Origin of the sequence: Paenibacillus sp. FSL K6-1230 (assembly GCF_038002385.1) — a bacterium.
Lineage (GTDB): Bacteria > Bacillota > Bacilli > Paenibacillales > Paenibacillaceae > Paenibacillus > Paenibacillus massiliensis.
Genome location: NZ_JBBOCK010000001.1, coordinates 4,847,879 through 4,871,464, shown reverse-complemented (window position 1 = coordinate 4,871,464; position 23,586 = coordinate 4,847,879). Strand labels below are relative to the sequence as shown.

Sequence of the window (23,586 nt, the reverse complement as noted above, 5' to 3'; positions counted from 1 at the left end):
CCATGATGGCAGAGCAGTGGATTTATCTGGATGGAGAATATGTTACGAAAGAAAATGCTAAGGTATCCGTATACGATCACGGATTTTTGTACGGAGACGGAATCTTTGAGGGTATTCGGATTTATGGAGGAAATATCTTTAAATGCAAGGAGCACTTGGACCGTCTGTATGACTCCGCCAAGTCCATTCAATTGAACATTCCATTGACTCAGGACGAAATGCGTGATGTGATGGCTGAGACCATCCGCCGAAACGACATGCGTAACGGCTATATTCGTCTCATCGTGTCCCGTGGACCTGGTAACCTCGGTCTGGACCCGAATCGCTGTCCGAAGGCTAGCGTTATCATAATTGTAGAGCAGCTTGCGATCTATCCAGAGGAAGCCTACAAAACAGGCCTCAAGACGGTCTCCGTCTCCCAACGTCGTAATATTCCGGATGCGTTGAATCCGAAGATCAAATCCTTGAACTACCTCAACAACATTCTCGTAAAAATCCAGTCCAACTACGCCGGTGCTGGGGAAGCGATTATGTTGAACTCGCAGGGCTATGTAACCGAAGGCTCCAGCGACAATATTTTCATCATCAAAAACGGTACGGTATTTACTCCTCCATGCTATCTTGGTGCCCTTGAGGGGATTACGCGTAATGCCATTATTGAGCTGTGTGATAAGCTGGGGTACACGCTGAAGGAGCAACCATTTACCCTGCATGATGTCTATGTCGCGGATGAAGTGTTCTTTACGGGAACGGCAGCTGAGGTCATTGCTGCTTATGAAGTGGATGGACGTACCATTGGTGCTGGCGTTGCAGGCCCGATCACGTTGAAGCTGCTGGAAGAGTTCCGTAAAATTGTAACTGTAGATGGCTACAAGGTATGGTCCGAATAACATTTTAATTCGAATAGTCTTTTTATTCGAGAAGTGGCTTTGTTCTCCTCCAAGTACAACCTAATTATTGCCCCAGGATATTTGTCCTACATTGGCATGTATTCTCTGTTAACCTCTTTGGCTACCTACGGCTGAAGAGGTTTTTTCTCGTCATTGCATCATTGCTTTTGGTGAGGAACGGTATTTTTTTCGTTTATAGGATGTCATATGCCCAGAAACTGCATAGGATGTATTAACGAACAAGGGCGAATGCCATGCCCGGGAATGCCGAGGAGGTTAGCGAACAGGTGAAGATACACATTGTTAAAAAGGGAGACAGCATGTACTCTCTCTCTAAAAAGTATAATGTCGAGCTAGATAAGCTGATCAGCATGAATCCACAGATTACAAATCCGGATGTCCTGAACGTTGGGGATAAAGTGAAAATCCCGACTGCACCAGTCGCCACCCAGCCAACAAAACCAATCGTCCATGAGCACAAGGTGCAGCAGGGAGATACGCTATGGAAGCTCAGCAAGGCGTGGGGAGTCAGCCTGAAGGATATGATTGATGCAAATCCGCAACTTAAAAATCCAAATGCGCTGTTGGTTGGTGAGGTTGTGTATATTCCGGGTACCGTCACAGCCAATACACCTTCTAATTCCGCTAATCCTCAAATGCCTTCTGTGTCTGGGGAGATGAGTGGCAAAAAGAAAAATACAGCCGTTAAGGAAGAGATGGAGAAGCCTGAGGAAAAAGATACGAATGTAGCTAATGTGAGTAATGAAGAGCATGAAGAGAATGAAGAAAATGAAGAAAATGAAGAAAATGAGAAGCTAGAGGCTGAGTACAATGAGCCTTGGAAGGAAGAGAAGGCCATAGAACACGCAAAAGAGAATATGGCAAAAGTGGAAGTGAAAGAAAAGAAGAAGAGCCAGCCGATGCCTGAGCTGCCGAAAATGCCAGACCTTCAACAGATGGCCTCCGAGCTTTTCAAGAAGCAGCCTGAACCCGTAGCCTATCAGCCTCAAAGTATGTCACCAGCGCAGAAGTCCAATATCAATCCTCAATTAAGTCCTTTATCCCAGCCCGACTACAATAATGCTAATATTCAGCCTATGTACCAGCCCGCGTCCAAGGGAAAGGGAAAACAACAAGTAGCTCCATGGGGGGGGCAGTCTGAGACGTTAGAGCATCCCTATATGTCTTACCAGCTTCCTGCCTATGAGGCCTACTCGCCGGCTTATCCTGAGGATAATTCACCTATGGGAATGGGGAGCAGTCCTTACATGGGGTCTAATCCTACCCTTGGAGCTAACATTTCCATGGCATCTAACCCGATGTTTCCGGGGATTGGTGCGGGTGATGAGAACAGTTATATAATGCCAGTAACAGATGAGAACATGCAGCCTATGGTAAATATGGGATACCAAGAAAATATGAACATGCCTTATGGCTACAGTCCGGAGTATACAAATGCTCCACAGGCTGAAGCAAATACATGGGCGCCTAGCTCTCAAGCGACTGAATCGCCCTATTCATGTCCTCCAGGGTATATGTGGCCGATGCAGCCTTGGGGCTACCCTGCACAGTATCCATCCTATTATGGTGGCCATCCATTCTCACCAACGCCTTGGGGGCATGGAGAGCATATGCCATACTATAATCAGCCGCAAGGCTATTTGAATACAGAGAACACGTCTTATTCGCCACTAGGTGAGCATGTCAATAAAAAGGCAGAGGTTCAAAGCACTAATGCTAATATGCTACCTTATCCTCCCTATAATTGCGGATGTCGTGCTGAAGAAGGAGCAGACTATGATTCGACGAGCGTGACTCCACAAAAGAAGCAGAAGAAGAGTGCAACGAAGTCCACAGGTAAAGCTTCAATATCGAGTGCTCGATCTTCATCCAAGAAAAAGCCAACGGTGAGTAGCGTGACGAAGTCACGTCGAACCACGATGGGAAGCTCTCGAAAAAATCCCTGGCTGCAAGGCTAGTGTAATTATAGTGAAATAACATGGAGCGGTGAAGGCTTGCACTCACCGCTTCTTCTCATGCTCGGGGATCATGAGCTGCTTACAAGTGCTAGAAAAATTAATTATTAAAATAATGCTTGCAATTAATTATTCATCATGATATATTATTTAAGTCGCCGCTGAGATGCGGTGGTAACGCAAGAAAAGAAACAAATGAATGAAGTTGATCTTTGAAAACTGAACAACGAGTGAGCGAATTTCACGCAAGTGAGATTCAAACAATGAGATATTAAATCTCGTCAGATTCAAAATGAGCAATCGCTCTTTTCAATAACTTTATTGGAGAGTTTGATCCTGGCTCAGGACGAACGCTGGCGGCGTGCCTAATACATGCAAGTCGAGCGGACTTGATGGAGAGCTTGCTCTCCTGATGGTTAGCGGCGGACGGGTGAGTAACACGTAGGCAACCTGCCCTTTGGACTGGGATAACTACCGGAAACGGTAGCTAATACCAGATAATTCACTTCTTCGCATGGAGGAGTGAGGAAAGACGGAGCAATCTGTCACCGGAGGATGGGCCTGCGGCGCATTAGCTAGTTGGAGAGGTAACGGCTCCCCAAGGCGACGATGCGTAGCCGACCTGAGAGGGTGATCGGCCACACTGGGACTGAGACACGGCCCAGACTCCTACGGGAGGCAGCAGTAGGGAATCTTCCGCAATGGGCGAAAGCCTGACGGAGCAACGCCGCGTGAGTGATGAAGGTTTTCGGATCGTAAAGCTCTGTTGCCAAGGAAGAACGTCCTTAAGAGTAACTGCTTAAGGAGTGACGGTACTTGAGAAGAAAGCCCCGGCTAACTACGTGCCAGCAGCCGCGGTAATACGTAGGGGGCAAGCGTTGTCCGGAATTATTGGGCGTAAAGCGCGCGCAGGCGGTCATTTAAGTCTGGTGTTTAAGCCCGGGGCTCAACCCCGGATCGCACGGGAAACTGGATGACTTGAGTGCAGAAGAGGAGAGTGGAATTCCACGTGTAGCGGTGAAATGCGTAGAGATGTGGAGGAACACCAGTGGCGAAGGCGACTCTCTGGGCTGTAACTGACGCTGAGGCGCGAAAGCGTGGGGAGCAAACAGGATTAGATACCCTGGTAGTCCACGCCGTAAACGATGAGTGCTAGGTGTTAGGGGTTTCGATACCCTTGGTGCCGAAGTTAACACATTAAGCACTCCGCCTGGGGAGTACGGTCGCAAGACTGAAACTCAAAGGAATTGACGGGGACCCGCACAAGCAGTGGAGTATGTGGTTTAATTCGAAGCAACGCGAAGAACCTTACCAGGTCTTGACATCTGAATGACCGGATCAGAGATGATCCTTTCCTTCGGGACATTCAAGACAGGTGGTGCATGGTTGTCGTCAGCTCGTGTCGTGAGATGTTGGGTTAAGTCCCGCAACGAGCGCAACCCTTGACCTTAGTTGCCAGCACCTCGGGTGGGCACTCTAGGGTGACTGCCGGTGACAAACCGGAGGAAGGTGGGGATGACGTCAAATCATCATGCCCCTTATGACCTGGGCTACACACGTACTACAATGGCTGGTACAACGGGAAGCGAAGCCGCGAGGTGGAGCCAATCCTAAAAAGCCAGTCTCAGTTCGGATTGCAGGCTGCAACTCGCCTGCATGAAGTCGGAATTGCTAGTAATCGCGGATCAGCATGCCGCGGTGAATACGTTCCCGGGTCTTGTACACACCGCCCGTCACACCACGAGAGTTTACAACACCCGAAGTCGGTGGGGTAACCGCAAGGAGCCAGCCGCCGAAGGTGGGGTAGATGATTGGGGTGAAGTCGTAACAAGGTAGCCGTATCGGAAGGTGCGGCTGGATCACCTCCTTTCTATGGAGAATCGCTTCCTGCAACGGAAGCATTCAAATCAGATCGATGTTCCATCGATCATAAGAAGAGGAATTCGGTACTGCGCTCTGCGCGTATGAAATCCTCTTAACAGCTCACTCGTTGCTCAGTTTTGAGAGTTCAACTCTCAAACTCATCTGTATGAAATTCATCCGCTCAAGCGAGATGGACCGAATTTCACACAGGGGCTGTTGTTTCACAACAGCATTGCACCTTGAAAACTGGATACCGAAACGAAACATTGCGTTTTAGAACATCTTTTAGCTGAACTTGTGTAAGCAAGTGAAAGTTATTAGCGGTTTGATCTTTTGCCTATGGCAAAAATCATGGTTAAGCTAATAAGAGCACACGGAGGATGCCTAGGCGCCAGGAGCCGACGAAGGACGTGGCGAACGACGAAATGCCTCGGGGAGCTGTAAGCAAGCTTCGATCCGGGGATGTCCGAATGGGGAAACCCGGCTACTGTAACAGGTAGTCACTCTTTGGTGAATACATAGCCAAAGGAGAGGCAGACCAGGGGAACTGAAACATCTAAGTACCCTGAGGAAGAGAAAACAATAGTGATTCCGTCAGTAGCGGCGAGCGAACGCGGATTAGCCCAAACCAGGAAGCTTGCTTCCTGGGGTTGTGGGACGTCTCACACGGAGTTACAAAGGTGTACCCTAGATGAAGAGGTCTGGAAAGGCCCGCGATAGAGGTAAAAGCCCTGTAATCGAAATGGTGCACCCTCCGAGACGGATCCCGAGTAGTGCGGGGCACGTGAAACCCCGTATGAATCCGGCAGGACCATCTGCCAAGGCTAAATACTCCCTGGCGACCGATAGTGAAGCAGTACCGTGAGGGAAAGGTGAAAAGCACCCCGGAAGGGGAGTGAAATAGAACCTGAAACCGTGTGCTTACAAGAAGTCAGAGCCCGATCTATGGGTGATGGCGTGCCTTTTGTAGAATGAACCGGCGAGTTACGTTCCCGTGCAAGGTTAAGGTGAAGAGCCGGAGCCGCAGCGAAAGCGAGTCTGAATAGGGCGATTTAGTACGTGGACGTAGACCCGAAACCGGGTGATCTACCCCTGTCCAGGGTGAAGGTGCGGTAACACGCACTGGAGGCCCGAACCCACGCACGTTGAAAAGTGCGGGGATGAGGTGGGGGTAGCGGAGAAATTCCAATCGAACCCGGAGATAGCTGGTTCTCCCCGAAATAGCTTTAGGGCTAGCCTCGGAAAAGAGAGTCGTGGAGGTAGAGCACTGATTGGGTGCGGGGCCCGCAAGGGTTACCAAGCTCAGTCAAACTCCGAATGCCATAGACTTAGTTCCGGGAGTCAGACAGTGAGTGCTAAGATCCATTGTCAAAAGGGAAACAGCCCAGACCATCAGCTAAGGTCCCCAAGTGTGTGTTAAGTGGGAAAGGATGTGGAGTTGCACAGACAACCAGGATGTTGGCTTAGAAGCAGCCACCATTGAAAGAGTGCGTAATAGCTCACTGGTCGAGTGACTCTGCGCCGAAAATGTAACGGGGCTAAACACACCACCGAAGCTATGGCTTGATGCTTGCATCAGGGGTAGGGGAGCGTTGTATGCAGGTTGAAGGTGTACCGTAAGGAGCGCTGGACAGCATACAAGTGAGAATGCCGGTATGAGTAACGAAAAGATCAGTGAGAATCTGATCCGCCGAAAGCCTAAGGGTTCCTGAGGAAGGCTCGTCCGCTCAGGGTAAGTCGGGACCTAAGGCGAGGCCGAAAGGCGTAGTCGAAGGACAACAGGTCGAAATTCCTGTACCACCGTAAACCGTTATGAACGATGGGGGGACGCAGGAGGGTAGTGACGCGGACTGATGGATGTCCGTCCAAGCAGTGAGGCTGATGTGTAGGCAAATCCGCACATCGTAAGGCTGGGCTGTGATGGGGAGTGAAAATTACAGTAGCGAAGGTCATGATCTCACACTGCCAAGAAAAGCCTCTAGTCAGGTGAAGGTGCCCGTACCGCAAACCGACACAGGTAGGCGAGAAGAGAATTCTAAGGCGCGCGGAAGAACTCTCGTTAAGGAACTCGGCAAAATGACCCCGTAACTTCGGGAGAAGGGGTGCCTCGGTAGGGTGAATAGCCCGAGGGGGCCGCAGTGAAAAGGCCCAAGCGACTGTTTAGCAAAAACACAGGTCTGTGCGAAGCCGCAAGGCGAAGTATACGGGCTGACGCCTGCCCGGTGCTGGAAGGTTAAGGGGAGTGGTTAGCCGCAAGGCGAAGCTATGAACCGAAGCCCCAGTAAACGGCGGCCGTAACTATAACGGTCCTAAGGTAGCGAAATTCCTTGTCAGGTAAATTCTGACCCGCACGAATGGCGTAACGACTTGGGCGCTGTCTCAACGAGAGATCCGGTGAAATTTTAATACCTGTGAAGATGCAGGTTACCCGCGACAAGACGGAAAGACCCCATGGAGCTTTACTGCAGCTTGATATTGAATTTGGGTACGATCTGTACAGGATAGGTGGGAGCCGTAGAAGCAGGAGCGCAAGCTTCTGTGGAGGCGTCCTTGGGATACCACCCTGATCGTATCTAGGTTCTAACCTGGTACCGTAATCCGGTACGGGGACAGTGTCAGGTGGGCAGTTTGACTGGGGCGGTCGCCTCCTAAAGAGTAACGGAGGCGCCCCAAGGTTCCCTCAGAATGGTTGGAAATCATTCGAAGAGTGCAAAGGCAGAAGGGAGCTTGACTGCGAGACCTACAAGTCGAGCAGGGACGAAAGTCGGGCTTAGTGATCCGGTGGTACCGCATGGAAGGGCCATCGCTCAACGGATAAAAGCTACCCTGGGGATAACAGGCTTATCTCCCCCAAGAGTCCACATCGACGGGGAGGTTTGGCACCTCGATGTCGGCTCATCGCATCCTGGGGCTGAAGTAGGTCCCAAGGGTTGGGCTGTTCGCCCATTAAAGCGGTACGCGAGCTGGGTTCAGAACGTCGTGAGACAGTTCGGTCCCTATCTGTCGTGGGCGTAGGAAATTTGAGAGGAGCTGTCCTTAGTACGAGAGGACCGGGATGGACGTACCGCTGGTGTACCAGTTGTTCCGCCAGGAGCACCGCTGGGTAGCTATGTACGGACGGGATAAGCGCTGAAAGCATCTAAGCGTGAAGCCCCCCTCAAGATGAGATTTCCCAGTATGTAAGACCCCTTGAAGACGACGAGGTAGATAGGCTGGGGGTGGAAGTGCAGTAATGCATGGAGCTGACCAGTACTAATCGGTCGAGGGCTTATCCTAAAGTAGAATGCAATGATTCGTTTCGGTTCCAGTTTTCAGGGTGTAACCTGAATACCGCATTTGATCAACAAATGCACGTTTGGTGGCGATAGCGGAGGGGTTCCACACGTACCCATCCCGAACACGACCGTTAAGCCCTCCAGCGCCGATGGTACTTGGACCGAAGGGTCCTGGGAGAGTAGGACGCCGCCAAGCAAAATTATTACTGGTCCTTGCGCATAGTGTGCAATAGGTCCAGTACTATTTTTGTAATGGGCTTTTATACAAGTATAGCCGTTACTACTAATATTCCCTGATAGCTCAGTTGGTAGAGCACTCGACTGTTAATCGAGTTGTCACAGGTTCGAGTCCTGTTCGGGGAGCCATATGGAGAGGTGTCCGAGTTGGCCGAAGGAGCACGATTGGAAATCGTGTAGGCGCCAAAAGCGTCTCGAGGGTTCGAATCCCTCTCTCTCCGTAGTTTTTACATCATGGCTGGAATGAGAACCCATAAGGGGTTCGTCGAAGCATTCGCATCGATAGCATTACATCGCAGTCTCGAACAAAGTGAGAGTATCCCTCTCTCTCCGTTGAATTTAAGAGTCTAATCCAGTTAGCTACTAGCTATCTGGATTTTTTGCTTTTTGCTAATGTATTTCAGCGATATATTTGTATTTATTCTTTACTAAAACACCCAAAGCCGGGATATCTGGCTTTGGGTGCACAATTAGATCATAGTCATTGATCCTGTATTGAAAACTGGCTATTCACCTAATGGAAGCTTTGACTGGCCGATCGGTGTTCCATCCAATACGCAATGGATCGCATGTGCTACGCCATGCTCAAAGTTCTTGAGTGTTACGGCTTGAGCAATTTCTTGAATATCAGGAGCTGCATTTCCCATCGCGATACCAAGGCCTGCCATTTGTAGCATGGATACGTCATTGTAATTATCTCCAATGGCTGCCGTGTCATCCATGGAAATGCCCATGGAAGCGGTCAGCCGTGCTAGAGCATTACCCTTAGACACATCTGGGTGCTGCATTTCAAAATTGTGATCAGATGATACGACCATTGCAACATCTTTACGACCTGCAAAGTAGTCGCGTCCGTGATTCAGTTCTTCTGGATACAGAGAGAAGGCCATGATATTGTAGATGGATGCGTCTTTCGGAATATCCAGATAAGAGCCAACCCGATGGAAGTGGGGCTTCTCATAGTGCTTTTTAATGCTGCGGATCATATGTTCAGTATACTCACTTGGCTGATTACCCAGGAGGCGGTCCATTTCAGCGAGCATTTCTTCATTTCTATTGAGGGGAGCGTAAAGCCCGCGGTCGGTGGAAGCTTCATAATAATATCCTTGCTCATCGAGCCACTGCATGACAGATAGCGCCGTATCTCGCTCAACAGGAAGATGGTACAGCAATGTGCCATCCATATCGTGGATTGTAGCACCGTTGGAGGCGATGACAGGTGTTTTAATCCCGCCGTCCTTAGAGATCTCTACTACATCCGCATAAATTCTTCCCGTTGCAATTGCAATGTGAAGTCCTTCCTGCTGTGCCCGGTGTATAGCTGCAGCGCTCTCAGGGGCAATACGGCTATACAGATTTAACAGTGTTCCATCTAAATCGGTTGCGAATAATTTCATGGTGAACAGCTCCTCTGCTTATAATTCAGGAATCAGGATTTCAACCTGTTGCTTCTTCAGGAATTCTCTCCATTCAGAGGAGAGAGGTTGATCAGTAATGAACAAATGTACATGAGACCAGTCGGCAAATCGATACATCGAACGACGGTTAAGCTTGGAGTGATCAGCCAGAACAATGACTTGCTCAGCTTGCTGCATCATTTTGTGCTTAATCTTGCCGTCCTCTACCCCTGAATATAGCCCTTGTCTTGCCACGCCTCCAACCCCAATAAAGGCTTTGTTCACATAATAGTGATCCAAAGCTTCAAACACAGAAGGGCCATATAAATATCTTTGCTCTTTTTGGAGTCTGCCGCCGAGCAGATGAATATCTACAGCAGAATGGTTAGATAAAGTATCTGCAGAGTGAATGGAATTAGTGATTACAGTACAAACCTTCTGGTGAAGGTACTCTGCACACGCTTGGACTGTCGTAGAGGAATCGAGGATAATATGATCTCCCTTGCGTACGAGTGCGGCAGCTAGCTTGCCAATAGCTCTTTTCTCTTCGGATACGTACTGAAGGCGATCGTTATAGCTTCTATACTCTCCGTGAGCAGAAGGAAGAATCGCTCCTCCACGGGTTCGAACAAGGGCATCCTGTTCTTCAAGCTTGATTAAATCTCGCCTTGCTGTATCCCTGGAGACATCAAACAGCGTTACGATGTCATCGGCTGAAATACGTTGGTGTTTTCGCAAGTATTCCATAATGAGCTGCATACGTTCTTCTTGAAACACAGAAGACCTCCCAGCATTCGTGTGTAATATCGCTACATCTTATTAGTTAATTATAAGTGAATGTAATGAGTTGTGCAATTTCATAAGTGATTATGCAACTTTCAGGATTTACTTCAATACATAACACTGTGTAACAAGATTCTCTACGAAGTTAATATGTCATTGGAATCCCATCATTATAATCTGCAGGTTTGCTTGTGATATAAAGATGTATGTTAAAAGAATGATAAATTATAGATTCTCAATAAATATTCAATTGGTTAGAAAAAAAGTTGCATATTTCGTTCCAGTTTGATATACTCTTAAATGTTGCTACAAGATATTCACTAATTGAGGCCCGTTGGTCAAGGGGTTAAGACACCTCCCTTTCACGGAGGTAACAGGGGTTCGAATCCCCTACGGGTCATAAGGCTATTTCATAGCCGTTGAAAGATGAGAGTACCTGAGAGTTCGTCGGAGGATAAGCTTTGGAAGGATTACATCGCAGTCGACTCACATGGTGAGGCGCATCCCTACGGGTGATACATAACATGGAGGCTTAGCTCAGCTGGGAGAGCATCTGCCTTACAAGCAGAGGGTCGGGGGTTCGATCCCCTCAGCCTCCACCATAATCAAATATCGCGGGGTGGAGCAGTTCGGTAGCTCGTCGGGCTCATAACCCGAAGGTCACAGGTTCAAATCCTGTCCCCGCAATTATCTTTCAAGTGATTGAAAGTGCCTCATGGAACTGTGGTGTAGAGGCCTAACATGCCTGCCTGTCACGCAGGAGATCGCGGGTTCGAATCCCGTCAGTTCCGCCATTTATATTTTAGAGTACTGCGAGAATTAAATAAGTATTTTGCGGACGTGGCTCAGCGGTAGAGCATCGCCTTGCCAAGGCGAGGGTCGTGGGTTCGATTCCCATCGTCCGCTCCATATGTCCCCTTAGCTCAGCTGGATAGAGCGTTTGACTACGAATCAAAAGGTCGGGAGTTCGAATCTCTCAGGGGACGCCATATATATTCTTACAGTAATTCACAAAGTTCACTGAAAGGGATTCGAACGAATGAGTTCGTCGGAGCTATACCTCGTTAGGTTAACTTCGCAGTCCGACGTATTTTGTCGGTATCTCTCAGGGGACGCTATAATTTTATATGCCGGCGTGGCGGAATGGCAGACGCGCTCGACTCAAAATCGAGTGGGAAACCGTGGAGGTTCGAGTCCTCTCGCCGGTATACGTATAAAAAAGTTCATTAGACATCTAATGAACTTTTTTTTATATCTCTGTTCCGGGCAAGCGTGTGAGTTACAAACGGATATCAATTAGAGTTCCAATTCACATTACTAGCACCTTGTTCTAAAGTGGAAACTATATTTTTATTTACAAACCGATGGTCGGTTTGTATAATTGGTTTAATAGAAAGAAGGAAAGCTAATGATCCCCTTGATCATTCTATTGGGCAGTTTTTTAGCATGTACGCTTGTTCACGCTGTGAGCAACAAAATAGTACTACCAAATGTGCGAGTTAGAGGACGGATTGTACTAAGTATAATGCTGGTTTCGACGGGCATTTCTCACTTCACAAATGCACAACAGTTTGTTGATATTCCAGATTTAAGGTAGCAGGCATTGCAACTGTGGTTTTCTCCGCGCTTTTTTCCCAGTTAATGTGATTAATGCGCTCAGTAATAAAGATGTTCCCGGAGCATTAAACCATATCCATTATTATTTGTGGATCAGGTTACTGTTGCAGCCTGTGTATATTTGTTGGACGATTTGGTCATCAGAACTACGCAAGTCTGGAGGAATAGCACTTGAAAAATGAGGATAGACGAAAGAATACAATGGCTCATTTGTTAACTGCGACCAAGGAATTATTAGAGGTAAAAGGTTGCCATGCAATCACTTTGAAAGAAATTATGGAGCGCTCCGGGTTATCAAAAGGGGCGATTTTCCATTATGTCCGAAGCAAAGATGAGATTTTCATCTGGATTCTAATGGAACATCAGGAAACGTTACATTCGAAATTTTTGTCTGCGGTGTCCGAAGCAGATGTGAAAACGTTTGAGGGACCGATGCAGGTCATAACTGCAAATCTACTTCAATTAGAACAGCAGGGATCGATAACGAACAAAATTCTACTTTATTTGTTGGGAAAAGAGGACGATCCACAGATCTCTGCTACGCTCGAACAATTTTACGAAAGGTCAGTTAGTTATTCGATGCAGTGGATTGAACTAGGTATACAACATGGTGTGATTGATCAATCAGTAGACACGGAACAACTTGGAGAGCTATTCGTTCTCCTCTCGATGGGACTACGGATACGTGCTTCAATGACCAAGAAAGAAAAGTCTCGGCTGGCTTCTGCTGAAATCTCACGCTTCATATCTTATATGCTTAGGTAGTAGGTTTAAACAAGGTTGCAAGAAACAGAAGGAGGATATATGGCACCATTTATTGTATTATGCGTGTGTTTTTTGCTGCTTCGAGGAGGAGGCTATTTGTTTATTCCTATGCTTGACCACTGGCATCCTGCTCTACAAGGAGCAGTTTCCATTATGTTTTTGATGACGGCCTCAGCACATTGGGGCAGACGAAGAGCGGATTTGCTACGAATGGTTCCACCCCGTCTACCAAACAAAGAAGGGGTTGTCACTTGGACAGGGTACATGGAAATTGCCGGGGCGTTAGGCCTTCTGGTACCCTATATTGATTGGGCTGCCTCTGGAGGTCTAATCCTTATGCTCATCATGATGTTCCCTGCAAATATCCATGCCGCCCATGAGAAGCTTACGATTAATGGCAGGCCAGTTCTTTCGGTTTTTCCCCGTTTATTGCTTCAACTTGTCTTCATTACAGCGGTTGTACTTGCTTCGCCTCTGTTCGGTTAAATTAAGAGCATTGACGTTTCGTTTTGTTACTATCTTTTGGGATAGTATATATCATAAAAGACCGTACTATATTTTTAGCTGCGTTCAATTTATACTAGCCTTACATTCAACTAAGGAGAGGATAGTATGACAACAGCTCAAATTTATAATCACGGTGTCGCATGGGAAGAGGATTTTGGTGTTACTCAAGGCTATAGCATCCATGGGACGATTTATATCTCCGGGCAATTTTCCCATGATATGGAGGGGAACTTCGTTGGCGAGGGAGATGTTGAGGCGCAGACACGACAGTCGCTGGAAAACCTGGATCGAGTGTTAGCTGGATTTGGTGTTGCTAGAGCAAATATTGCCGAATTAGAGATCTTCTTGACCCACCCACAAGAGCACTTTCAGCAGTGCGTTGGTCTGTACAAAGAGTATGTAGGCGAGCATCGTCCAGCGGTGACTCTCGTCGGAGTATCAGGTTTAGCGTTTCCTCATCAGCTTGTCGAAATTCGGGCGGTTGCACATACTGATTAAATCAGTACACCCACTTATACATTCATTCTTCACATTTCAATCACCACATTTAGCTCGTTATTCAATCCGTATTGGCGGATACTTGTCGAGGCTAAGCTTCAGATAACGTTAGTACTGTATAAAAGTCCAGAGTCTGCGTATGTATCATAGATCTTCGACAAGAGGCCACAAGGAATTGAATTCCTTGTGGCTTTTTTGTGTTTGTGCTTTTTATGTCTGTACTATTTATGTTCGTACTTTCTTTGAGCCTGTACGTTATTATGACAATGACTGCTTCAGGCATGTTGACATTAAAATGAATAAGAGTTATTGTAGATATATATAATCTGTAATAAACTGAAAACAGCTTGCGAATTTCTCAAAAGCAGCGAACTAGCAACGAACTAGTAACGAACTAGTAACGAACTAGTAACGAACTATGCACTCCAGACGATGCTTTTTATTGTGGCAACTACTCCAGAAAAACGTATCCGTGTCCAGCAGCTGGCAGAGCGTCGTCAATAGATCTCCTCTACGTACCTATCTAAAATTCTGCCATGGGTCAAGTTCAGTGATTAAGGCCGAAGGGCGATGGAGACGTGTCTGAAAAACAAGAAGATGTCTGACTTGGCTAATTCCGTTAAGATTTCGCTGTAACAAGCGCTGTTTTCAAACCTAATTTTTTTAATCGTATTAAGGATATAAAGAGTCTTTTAAATCTTTTAATTTATTATAGAGAAAGGAGAACTACAGAGATGACTATTTATGAAGAATGATTATTTTTTTGTTTGTATTATAGATATTGGGAGTCTTTTAAATCTACAAATGAATGAAGGGAGAAACGATTATGAACAATAAAGAGTGGTTCAATGCACTAAGCTGGGAGAAGGCGTGGAGGGAGGATGCACATACAGCAGTCAACAGAATGAAGAGAGCCGGCATGGACCCGGCGCATGTGATGGATCAAAGGGCCAAGGCGTTCAATGAGCAGGCCTTTAGTGACGAAGGAAGGCGCAGAGCTAAGCGTATCATGAGCTGGCTGGAGCATCAGGGAGTGGTTTTTAAGGATGCTTCGATCCTGGACATTGGTGCTGCTTCTGGTGGCTTTACAGTACCTTTTGCCAAGGAGGGAGCCAAGGTTACAGCTGTAGAAACCTCATTACCGCTTATTGAACTGATGAAGGGAAATATATCGAGCCTCACAAGTGGAGCTGTAGAAATCGTTGCTGAGCCCTTTGAGCAAATCGACCTGCAGGCCAAAGGCTGGGAGAAGGCTTACGATCTCGTGTTTGTATCCATGTGCCCGGTCCTCGTTGATTGGGAAAGCGTGGAGAGGGTGCTGAGCGTTGCTCGGAAATATTGCTATATGAGCTTGTCCGTCGGTCCCCACGAGAATAGTCTCATTGATGAGATATGGCCTTTAGTAAGTGATCAGCCGCGAGGCTCAGAGCATTTGGAGATGGCTTACCTGATAAATTTATTATTACTCAAGGGCTACGCCTATCAATCGCTAATTACCCGTGAGATAACGACGAAGACCGTATCCAGAGCAAAGGCCTTCGATGAAGCCATAACCAAGTTGTCGTTATTCGGGGTGTCGTGTGATGAACGGGTTCGTAACATCGTGTCTGATTACCTGGAGAAAGCGTACCCTTCAGATGAAGTAAGCATTCGTCAGGGAGGAAGATTCGGCAAAGTGCTCGTTCAGTTGGAGAGACAACACATGTACAGCAGCGATGAACAAATCTAACGGTATAGGGGATTAAAAAAATGAAATACGATTGTGTCATTATAGGCGGTGGCCCAGCAGGATTAAATGCAGCGTTAGTGCTTGGAAGAGCCAGACGTACAGTAGCGCTCATAGACCATGGTCGACCAAGGAATGCTGTAACTCATGCGTCACACGGTTTTATTACACGAGATGGTATTCAGCCCGCCGAGTTTCGACGGATTGCGTTGGAGGAAGTATTACAATATCCGACCGTTCATCATATCCAGGAGGAGGTAGTGGACATTCAGAGCTCGGAGCAAGGCTTTGATCTCCACACTGCTATAGGAGGACATATACAGGGACATAAGATCATTATGGCCGCGGGCTTACGTGAGGAGCTACCTGGTATAGAAGGAGCTCAAGAGTTTTATGGAAAAAGCCTCTTCAACTGCCCATTCTGCGATGGCTGGGAGCTGAGGGATCAACCGCTGGTCATTGTGTCAGACACAGGTGATGCGTTTCATCGAGCGAAGCTGCTGTTAAATTGGAGCCGAGATCTGATCGTATGCACGAGTGGTGGTCCTGCCTTGACACCTGAGCAAATCCAAGTCCTTGCTTTCAAAGGGGTCCGAACGATTGATACGCCTGTTGCCTCATTTTCGGGGCAAAATGGCATACTTGAACGAGTTCATTTTACAGATGGCAGTAGCGTTGAGCGTAGTGGGGGATTCCTGTCGCCTGCACTCATACCGAATCATGCTCATTTTGCTGATGCACTAGGCTATCAAATAGCCGAGAATGGGGCGGTAGTAACCGATCCGATGGGGAGAACGACTGTGCAGGGAATCTATGCAGCGGGCGACTCCGCCTATGTTATGCCTTCTCAATTGATCTATGCAGCCGCCTCTGGCAGCAAGGCAGCTATGGGCGTAGTGGCAGATCTGACGGAGGAACAATGGCAAGAGTAAGATAAGAGTTGCTTGAAATTAGCGGGTAAAAGTAGTGCTACTAGAGCTACTTTTACCCGCTTTGTTATCACAGGGAGGGCTTATAGCTGAGTTAGCGTATAGCGAGTAAAAGCATCTTTGATTTTTCGAGCTTGTGTTCTACCAATAGGATATTGAATCTGATTAGACATTAATGCGAAGCCATTTGTAAATCTGCAAATATGCTCGAGATTGATAATAGTCGAACGGTGAATTAGAAAAAAGGGATATTCTAATCGATTTAGCAGCTCGGTGAGGGTGCCTGTAACTGTATAATGCTGATCGGAGGAGATAACGGTAAGCTTATTTTTAGCAAGTGTATGTTTTATTTTGACGATTGCAATGACATCCTTTTTGTTAAGTACGATATAATCGTCTTCAGTCTTCAAAAGAAGAAACTGGCTGTTCAGACTATTAATATATTTACAGAGCATGATAATCTTACATTTAAATAATTCATAGGACATAGGTTTAAGCAAATAATGAAAGGGCTGGACATCGAAGCTACCCAATAACGCTTCTGGATGACTAGTCATGAATAGGATTTGAACACTATGATCCTGAAGATCCCGAATTTTTCTGGCGATTTCAATTCCGTTGATCTCCTTTAGTTCAATATCGACTATAAGAAAATGAAATGGGAAGTTGTTATCTTCAAGGTAGTAGTTGTACAGCTCACGACCGCTAAAAAAATGCTGAATATGGAATAAATAAGGTGTAGCAACGGATAATCGCTGCAACAAATTCTCGATAAGATGATGCTGTCCCTCATCATTATCGCAAATGGCTACTTTATACAAAGAGATCCCTCCTTATTAATCTCTGATATTATACATTATTTTCTATAATCATCATATATTATTAATTTTATATAAATTTCCAAATTGAAGATTTTTTATTTTTCACTTTTTTAGCGGTTGTCATGCATGCTGTCGAGCTTCCCTGAAAACCTGACATGAAATGTCGTTCGGTAATATTTTCTATCTTTTTACTTCTAAATCCTTATTTATACATTTCTATATGCTACTATTGAATAGCAAAGCGCATCATCAACTGTTCAAAGTGCTTCGCTGCTTTTTCAAAATGAAAGGGGTACTCGTGGTGATATGAAGACGACGACGGAAAAAATTGAATTACTTCATAAGCTGAACATAGAGTATTGGGGACGCCTTGGAACCTTATTCACGACTGATCAGTATAAGTATTTCTATGATACGGGTACCGGGAAGGTGTTCCAATGTAACCTGGCTGAGTATTCTGTTATTGACTGTCTATTAACACATTCCAGTCCTGAGCTATTGTATGATTTGCCACTCTCTGTGGACGAGCTAGAGGGAGCCATAGATAATTTGATAATGCTGATCGAGCAAGAACACATTTTTCAAGCACCTGTATTTACAGATTTTATTCAGCCTCAAAAGGATGAGTTTCCTACAATTATTGAGAGTGGTATAGAGCAAGTTATTTTGGAATTGACTGAGAAATGCAATCTACGCTGCAAATATTGTATCTATCATGAGCAGAATGACCAGTTCAGGAATTTTTCTATGAATGATATGAGCTGGGACGTCGCACAGAAGGCTCTTGATTACATATCCCACCACGTAGGTGAGGAACTTGCCTTGACCTTTTATGGAGGTGAGCCTTTAATCAATTTTAAGCTAATGAGAAAATGCATTGAGTATAGTCAAGCCATTATGAGCAGTACACGAATATCAGTATCTTTCACCACAAACCTGACGCTGTTGTCCGATGAGATCATTGATTTTCTTACCTCTCTGGATAAGTGCTCCATATTGTGCAGCCTGGACGGGCCCCAGCATATTCAGGATTTTTATCGCGTTACGGTGGATGGCAGAGGAAGCTACGATAAAGCCATAGAAAAAATGAAGAAGCTTGCACAAGCTTTTGCTGGCAAAGAAGAGCATTCTATTGGTATTAATGCTGTGCTTTGTCCACCTTATAGCTTACATAAAATTAATGAAGTGGCAGATTTCTTTAATACTCTGGAGTGGCTTCCAGAAGGGACGAAGGTTAATATTAATTACGTCGAGGAAGGCTCCCTGGATTTACAAACGTTGGGTCTTGACAAAATTGAGCTTACTCCAGAAGAGTTTTACGGCCATGATGTAATTGCGGACCCTTTGGCTGTATGGGCTAATGATAGGATTGATCAGGATGATGACCCGGTAGGAATTGCAAATGAGGTAGGCCAGACTCGTTTGATGCGCATTCATAATAGAGTTATTACGGATACCCCACAGCGTGGTATTCACATGAATGGGTGCTGCTTTCCAGGGCAGAGAAGATTATATGTGACTACCAGTGGAGAGTATAGAGTATGTGAGAAGATGTCCACTTCCCCGGGCATAGGTGATATTGAGCGAGGATTGGATATAGAGGCAATCAGCAAGCACTATTTTGCTGACTACAGCAAGAAGTCGATCGAGAACTGCTCGAATTGCTGGGCTGCACGATTATGTGGAGTATGTTATGCAATGTGTTATCAAGAGGATGGGCTGAATGAGGATAGAAAGCAGGATATCTGTCACTCAGAACGAGCTACTGCTAAAATCTATTTGAGAAGGTACCATCAGTTGCTAGAGAATAATCCCGAAAAGCTACAGTGTTTAAACGAAATAACTATTTCATAATTCTTATAATAAGGTAGTAATAACATTCTTGTAATTATCTCACTAGTCTTCAAGAATGTTATTTCTATATAAACCTAATCGAAAAGGAGATGCAGTTGAAATGAAACTTATTAATCCTGTAGGTAGAAACGTCAAACTGGACACTCAAGCATATTATGGAGGAATTAATCCTATGGATGGCTGTATTTGCTCTGGTAGTGCAGCTGTGTCAGCCGATATTGCAAAATCCAGAAGCGGCGGCGGTTGTGCTTGTTATTGTGCTGGTGGTGATGCGAACAGAGTAGCCAATTTCGCCCAAGCTTACATTGCCTAATATGTTCAATTACTAATAATTTTGGAGCTTGTGACAGAGCCGCTATGCATTGTGATAGTGGTTCTGTTTTTTCTAACTTGAATGGTTAGGAGATTAATATGAATACAACAGGGGCAAGAGCTCTGGATTTAAGACAATTATTCTGTAAAATATGTACACTACTTTGGCGTAGTTCCAAGAGTACCTTTTTAATGCTAATTTTGTTCAACCTGATATCAGGGCTAGCAATTCCTGTTGTAGCTATGATTTGGAAGTATTTCTTGGACAGTGTTGTACTTGCATTGCAGAATGGAGATTTGGTCAAGCCAGTGTTTTGGGTGGTTGTTCACTTTTTATATGGTCAATTCAATAATATCATTAGCAATATTTGTAGATATCTAGAGTCCAATCAGGCAGATTATTTGAATAAATATATCTCAGGATTGACTTTGGATAAAGTAGCAACCCTGGAAATGAAGGATTTTGATGATTCAACGCTGTTCGATGAAATTCAAAAGGTGAACAATGATTCAGCCCAACACTCTATGAATCTTTTAAGAACATTTATTACTCTGTTGCAGAATATCGCGTCAATATCAGGAGCAATTGTTATTTTTTTGAGTTTTGGGCCCTTCATATTATTAGTCAGCTTCGTTGCATGTCTTCCTTCTTTGTTCGTAAATCTCAGGATGTCTTCCAAGCTTTTTTTAATTTTCACCAAACGATTCGAGCAATTAAGATTTATTGGTTATCTTAAATCTATTCTTACAACCTATGAGAATATCAAGGAAATTAAAGTGAATCGATTGCATGCTTTTATTAAGGATATAGTCATTCAGCGTTTTGATGAATTTCTACAAGAAGATAAGAAGATCAGAAAAAAATTCATGCTCCAAAATTGTATGACCAACTTCTTAGAGAATGCGGTGGCTTATGGATTCCAGATATACATTCTATTCAAGGTCGTGTCTAGAAATCTAACAGTGGGCGATGTGACGTTATTCATCAGCACGATCAATAATTTTAATACCTCAGTTGAAGCCATGCTAAGATCGGTATCTTCATTGTATGATGACGGGCTATATATTCAGAATTTATTCTCATTATTGGAGCGCGATTCTCTAAAGTCACAGGAGGAACGGCTTCCATTTCCTGAGCCATTTGATTGCTTGGAATTTCGGCATGTATATTTTAAATACCCCGGAAGTGATGAGTTCGTGCTAAAGGACATTAGCTTCACACTCCATGCGAACAAGAACTATTCCTTTGTTGGATTGAACGGGTCGGGCAAGACGACGTTGATGAAGCTGATCTTGAAGCTGTATGATCCCACGCATGGTGACATTCTTCTAGGGGGAATCAATCTACGAGAGATAGACTCAACAGACTATTACAGGCAAGTGGGGGTTATTTTTCAGGACTTTATTAGATATCCCTTTGATATTGAGAAAAATATAGCACTGGGTGATATAGACGGTTTTGATAATTTTCCAAGAGTGGTAGAGGCTGCTGTACAATCAGGAGCAGCTGAGTTTATTGAGCAGCTTCCATTAAAATATGCCACGATGGTGAATAAGGAATGGTCCAATGCCACGCAGTTATCATTAGGGCAATGGCAAAAAATAGCTATTAGCAGGGCTTTTATGTCACCATCTAGCATTCTTATTCTGGATGAGCCGACAGCTTCATTAGATGCTAACGCCGAATATGAGCTATTCAGGAAGTTCAAAGATTTAATGGAGGGAAAAACTACAATACTAATATCTCACCGATTCTCAACAATACGACTTGTGGATGAAATACTTGTTTTACAAGAAGGTACTGTATTGGAAAAGGGAAATCATGAAGCCCTTATGACTCATGATGGTGAATATGCCAGATTATATAGAATGCAGACAGAGATGTACCAAGAAGGGTTGCTTGCGGAATGAGAGATCGGATTCAAAAACACATGTTAGTGAACGGGTCTACTTGTCTGATTCGAGAGACAGATGTGCAAGTGGAGCGAGTAGTCTTGTGTCTTGCGGTTAGAGCCGGATCTTTGTTGGAGTCGGAACAACGTAATGGATTAGCTCATCTGGTAGAGCATATGAATATGAACTTTGACAAATTTGCGTTGCATCCAAGTACTCTGAGCCACACGAGTTACGGCTATACCGATTTTGATCGAACGGTGTATGTGATTGAGCTAAGTAATGATTGGACTTCCATAGAGCAGGGACTCGTCATATTAAGAAATATTGCGCTTGGTACTTATTTAGATTCCGCGTTTTTTTCTGCGGTTAAGGAGGAGGTTATGGATGAAATTACGGCTCTGAGCAGCAGGAGGCCAAGCTTGGTCTATAGGCATATATTTGAGCAATCTCCACTTCAGGCTAGAATGCCCATTGGGAATTTGAGCCACGTAAAGCAGCTGGATTTTGAAAAGGTTGTCGAATTTCATAGAAGCTGGTATGTACCTGAGAATTTATCTGTAATCGCTGTGGGAGACCTTTGTACTGCAAAATTTCAGAAGCAGGTACAGAGGTACTTCGATTTGCCTCAAGGTAAATATATGCCAGAGCTCAGTTTCAAAATTATGAATGAATTTGAACTAAAGCCATTTAACGGTGTAGAAGTAAAGTTGCCCCAAATGGGTGAAATTGGTATTATGGATATATATATTAAGCAAATACGAAGCTATCAGATGACTCTGAAAAGTAAATGTGTATCAGAATTGATAGCTCTGTGCCTGGATATAGCACTGGGATCTGATATGGTGGCCCATACCTCATATATCAATTTTCTGAATCGTTATGATCTATGGAAGACAACTCTTTTTTCTGATAGAGGTATGAAGAATGATCGAATTCTTGAGCGGATGTTGGAAAAAATAAAATATGCCGTTGTGGACCGGGGATGTCACGATGTATTTATGAGTGCTCAGCAGAACCTGCTTAGCCATTTCACGAATCTCGAATTTATAGAGAGTATGACCCAAGCCGATCTGTTAGATGAATGTCTGGATCATGTGATGATGGCAAGTCCATTGCTGTCTTATGAGACGGAAATGAATCTTTTAATTGAAACGATAGAGGGAATAAGGCTATCTGATGTAGAAACGATGCTTCGAATACTGCATTGTACAAGCGACAAGATCATATTCACCTCTTGATGCAATTGTAGATTAACAGATTAACAAGTGAGGTAATGTCTATGTCAAAGTTAATACGATCTAATATATTTCTGTATCTATTTTATTTGCTATTCTGCGGATATGTGGCGACTGCAATATATATAATCCTCTTTAAAACAGTGCCTATAACAGCTTTGATTACAGGTTCGTCAATATCGTTACGAAGTGTCAATTGGATTCCTGGCTATACAGTTATTTCTTTTGTTCAAGGAAATATGGATGTGAGTAGTCTACTGAAGAACGTATTGGGCAATGTGGCCATATTCATTCCATTAGGTATTTTTCTTTCCTACATCCCACGCTTCGTGACGCTTCGCACAAAGCTCATCTTAATTGCAGTAAGTAGTTGCGCCCTTGAGTTCATCCAATATGCATTTGGATTGGGTAGTACAGATATAGATGATGTTATTCTAAATTCGATTGGTGGCCTGATAGGAGTCTGGATATATAAGCGAATTAGCAGAATGTCACGAACAAAGGAACAGCTTCTGGTATCGTTAGTGACCGTATTTATGTTATGTGGTCTCGGAGGCGGTGCCACGATATGGTGGACGGATAGTGGCTTGATTCCATTTTTACAGACCCAAACAGAATACATAGATGTGAACAAGGAGGTGTTGGGAGGTATTGAAGAGAATTCTGCTGATTTATTCGGTGACTTAATTCAGCTAAATACAACTAACTTAACGGTACTGAACAATCCTCAATATGCAACAGTAATGAGCAGTGCACCAGATGACAAGCAGTTACAAGAAGCTGAGAGAACAGTGTCTTATAATTCATCAACGCAGATTATCTTCAAACAGGTCAGCAGTGAACGAAATAAGGTGACTAGTCAATATAAGAAGGGTACAGCTTCCGAACTGATGGATAAGTTGAAGGAAGCTGAACCGTCCACTCGTGTAAGGGTATGGCTGTCCAAGCCAGACGGTGATACAGCGGTCATGATACTTGTCAGCCAGGATTATTGATTTTGCATGA

Annotated in this window: 15 protein-coding genes, 9 tRNA genes and 3 rRNA genes; 24 read left to right on the top strand and 3 right to left on the bottom strand. The window is 44.9% G+C overall.

The window, feature by feature from the left end; translation table 11 throughout:
• The first annotated feature begins 5 nt into the window (after positions 1–5).
• The 7 genes from ilvE (at position 6) to MKX74_RS21450 (ending at position 8,462) form a co-directional block, all read left to right on the top strand.
• Positions 6–890 (top strand): branched-chain-amino-acid transaminase, encoded by an 885-nt coding sequence (gene ilvE, locus MKX74_RS21480; RefSeq protein ID WP_018885396.1) that lies wholly within the window; start codon positions 6–8, stop codon positions 888–890.
• Positions 891–1,177: 287 nt separating this feature from the next.
• Complete coding sequence (locus MKX74_RS21475) at positions 1,178–2,869, top strand: LysM peptidoglycan-binding domain-containing protein (protein ID WP_341179786.1); 1,692 nt, start codon at positions 1,178–1,180, stop codon at positions 2,867–2,869.
• A gap of 315 nt (positions 2,870–3,184) precedes the next feature.
• A 16S ribosomal RNA gene (locus MKX74_RS21470) occupies positions 3,185–4,736 on the top strand.
• Between the two features lie 346 nt (positions 4,737–5,082).
• Positions 5,083–8,005 (top strand): 23S ribosomal RNA (locus MKX74_RS21465).
• Positions 8,006–8,083: 78 nt separating this feature from the next.
• Positions 8,084–8,200: ribosomal RNA gene (gene rrf / locus MKX74_RS21460) — 5S ribosomal RNA — on the top strand.
• Together the 16S, 23S and 5S rRNA genes with 2 tRNA genes alongside form the textbook arrangement of a ribosomal RNA operon.
• Before the next feature lie 94 nt (positions 8,201–8,294).
• A tRNA-Asn gene (locus MKX74_RS21455) sits at positions 8,295–8,370 on the top strand.
• Between the two features lie 3 nt (positions 8,371–8,373).
• Positions 8,374–8,462 (top strand) — tRNA-Ser (locus tag MKX74_RS21450).
• Between the two features lie 285 nt (positions 8,463–8,747).
• Here MKX74_RS21450 and MKX74_RS21445 read toward each other — a convergent pair.
• Both MKX74_RS21445 and MKX74_RS21440 read right to left on the bottom strand, forming a co-directional pair.
• Complete coding sequence (locus tag MKX74_RS21445) at positions 8,748–9,638, bottom strand: Cof-type HAD-IIB family hydrolase (protein WP_341179785.1); 891 nt, start codon at positions 9,636–9,638, stop codon at positions 8,748–8,750.
• Between the two features lie 18 nt (positions 9,639–9,656).
• Entirely contained in the window at positions 9,657–10,415 is a 759-nt protein-coding gene (locus MKX74_RS21440) for a DeoR/GlpR family DNA-binding transcription regulator (protein WP_341179784.1), read from the bottom strand.
• Positions 10,416–10,749: 334 nt separating this feature from the next.
• On the opposite strand from MKX74_RS21440, the gene MKX74_RS21435 reads away from it, so the two are divergent.
• From MKX74_RS21435 to MKX74_RS21380, 12 genes are all read left to right on the top strand, one after another.
• Positions 10,750–10,821: transfer RNA gene (locus MKX74_RS21435), tRNA-Glu, on the top strand.
• Between the two features lie 126 nt (positions 10,822–10,947).
• A tRNA-Val gene (locus MKX74_RS21430) sits at positions 10,948–11,023 on the top strand.
• An 11-nt stretch (positions 11,024–11,034) separates the two neighbouring features.
• Positions 11,035–11,108 (top strand) — tRNA-Met (locus MKX74_RS21425).
• Between the two features lie 30 nt (positions 11,109–11,138).
• A tRNA-Asp gene (locus tag MKX74_RS21420) sits at positions 11,139–11,215 on the top strand.
• Between the two features lie 40 nt (positions 11,216–11,255).
• Positions 11,256–11,330: transfer RNA gene (locus tag MKX74_RS21415), tRNA-Gly, on the top strand.
• 3 nt (positions 11,331–11,333) lie between these two features.
• Positions 11,334–11,410 (top strand) — tRNA-Arg (locus tag MKX74_RS21410).
• Positions 11,411–11,550: 140 nt separating this feature from the next.
• Positions 11,551–11,629 (top strand) — tRNA-Leu (locus tag MKX74_RS21405).
• A gap of 580 nt (positions 11,630–12,209) precedes the next feature.
• Entirely contained in the window at positions 12,210–12,803 is a 594-nt protein-coding gene (locus MKX74_RS21400; RefSeq protein ID WP_341179783.1) for a TetR/AcrR family transcriptional regulator, read from the top strand.
• Positions 12,804–12,899: 96 nt separating this feature from the next.
• Positions 12,900–13,289 carry a DoxX family protein gene (locus MKX74_RS21395; RefSeq protein WP_341179782.1) on the top strand — a complete coding sequence of 130 codons (390 nt, stop codon included), beginning with the start codon at positions 12,900–12,902 and terminating at the stop codon, positions 13,287–13,289.
• Positions 13,290–13,415: 126 nt separating this feature from the next.
• Positions 13,416–13,808 (top strand): RidA family protein, encoded by a 393-nt coding sequence (locus MKX74_RS21390; RefSeq protein WP_341179781.1) that lies wholly within the window; start codon positions 13,416–13,418, stop codon positions 13,806–13,808.
• Positions 13,809–14,634: 826 nt separating this feature from the next.
• The gene (locus tag MKX74_RS21385; RefSeq protein WP_341179780.1) at positions 14,635–15,537 is read left to right on the top strand and encodes a class I SAM-dependent methyltransferase; all 903 of its coding nucleotides are present in this window, start codon (positions 14,635–14,637) and stop codon (positions 15,535–15,537) included.
• A 20-nt stretch (positions 15,538–15,557) separates the two neighbouring features.
• Entirely contained in the window at positions 15,558–16,466 is a 909-nt protein-coding gene (locus tag MKX74_RS21380) for an NAD(P)/FAD-dependent oxidoreductase (protein ID WP_341179779.1), read from the top strand.
• Positions 16,467–16,546: 80 nt separating this feature from the next.
• On the opposite strand, the gene MKX74_RS21375 is transcribed toward MKX74_RS21380, so the two are convergent.
• A complete protein-coding gene (locus MKX74_RS21375) occupies positions 16,547–17,284 on the bottom strand; it encodes a LytR/AlgR family response regulator transcription factor (RefSeq protein ID WP_341179778.1) in 738 nt (245 codons plus the stop codon).
• A gap of 306 nt (positions 17,285–17,590) precedes the next feature.
• Here MKX74_RS21375 and MKX74_RS21370 point away from each other — a divergent pair, with 306 nt between their 5' ends.
• The 5 genes from MKX74_RS21370 (at position 17,591) to MKX74_RS21350 (ending at position 23,576) form a co-directional block, all read left to right on the top strand.
• Positions 17,591–19,138: a radical SAM protein gene (locus tag MKX74_RS21370; protein ID WP_341179777.1), complete on the top strand. Its 1,548-nt coding sequence runs from the start codon at positions 17,591–17,593 to the stop codon at positions 19,136–19,138.
• Between the two features lie 155 nt (positions 19,139–19,293).
• Entirely contained in the window at positions 19,294–19,422 is a 129-nt protein-coding gene (locus tag MKX74_RS21365; RefSeq protein ID WP_341179776.1) for a hypothetical protein, read from the top strand.
• Between the two features lie 127 nt (positions 19,423–19,549).
• Positions 19,550–21,361 (top strand): ABC transporter ATP-binding protein, encoded by a 1,812-nt coding sequence (locus MKX74_RS21360; RefSeq protein ID WP_341179775.1) that lies wholly within the window; start codon positions 19,550–19,552, stop codon positions 21,359–21,361.
• Complete coding sequence (locus tag MKX74_RS21355) at positions 21,358–22,584, top strand: M16 family metallopeptidase (RefSeq protein WP_341179774.1); 1,227 nt, start codon at positions 21,358–21,360, stop codon at positions 22,582–22,584. Before MKX74_RS21360 ends, MKX74_RS21355 begins: the two co-directional genes overlap by 4 nt.
• 41 nt (positions 22,585–22,625) lie before the next feature.
• Complete coding sequence (locus MKX74_RS21350; RefSeq protein ID WP_341179773.1) at positions 22,626–23,576, top strand: VanZ family protein; 951 nt, start codon at positions 22,626–22,628, stop codon at positions 23,574–23,576.
• Positions 23,577–23,586 lie beyond the last annotated feature (10 nt).

Excerpts from the sequence above, each read along its gene's own strand:
- MKX74_RS21445 (WP_341179785.1), bottom strand. The coding sequence starts at position 9,638 with ATGAAATTATTCGCAACCGATTTAGATGGAACACTGTTAAATCTGTAT.
- MKX74_RS21365 (WP_341179776.1), top strand. The coding sequence starts at position 19,294 with ATGGAGGAATTAATCCTATGGATGGCTGTATTTGCTCTGGTAGTGCAG.
- MKX74_RS21385 (WP_341179780.1), top strand. The coding sequence starts at position 14,635 with ATGAACAATAAAGAGTGGTTCAATGCACTAAGCTGGGAGAAGGCGTGG.
- MKX74_RS21360 (WP_341179775.1), top strand. The coding sequence starts at position 19,550 with ATGAATACAACAGGGGCAAGAGCTCTGGATTTAAGACAATTATTCTGT.
- MKX74_RS21380 (WP_341179779.1), top strand. The coding sequence starts at position 15,558 with ATGAAATACGATTGTGTCATTATAGGCGGTGGCCCAGCAGGATTAAAT.
- MKX74_RS21350 (WP_341179773.1), top strand. The coding sequence starts at position 22,626 with ATGTCAAAGTTAATACGATCTAATATATTTCTGTATCTATTTTATTTG.
- MKX74_RS21390 (WP_341179781.1), top strand. The coding sequence starts at position 13,416 with ATGACAACAGCTCAAATTTATAATCACGGTGTCGCATGGGAAGAGGAT.
- MKX74_RS21355 (WP_341179774.1), top strand. The coding sequence starts at position 21,358 with ATGAGAGATCGGATTCAAAAACACATGTTAGTGAACGGGTCTACTTGT.
- MKX74_RS21370 (WP_341179777.1), top strand. The coding sequence starts at position 17,591 with ATGAAGACGACGACGGAAAAAATTGAATTACTTCATAAGCTGAACATA.
- ilvE (WP_018885396.1), top strand. The coding sequence starts at position 6 with ATGGCAGAGCAGTGGATTTATCTGGATGGAGAATATGTTACGAAAGAA.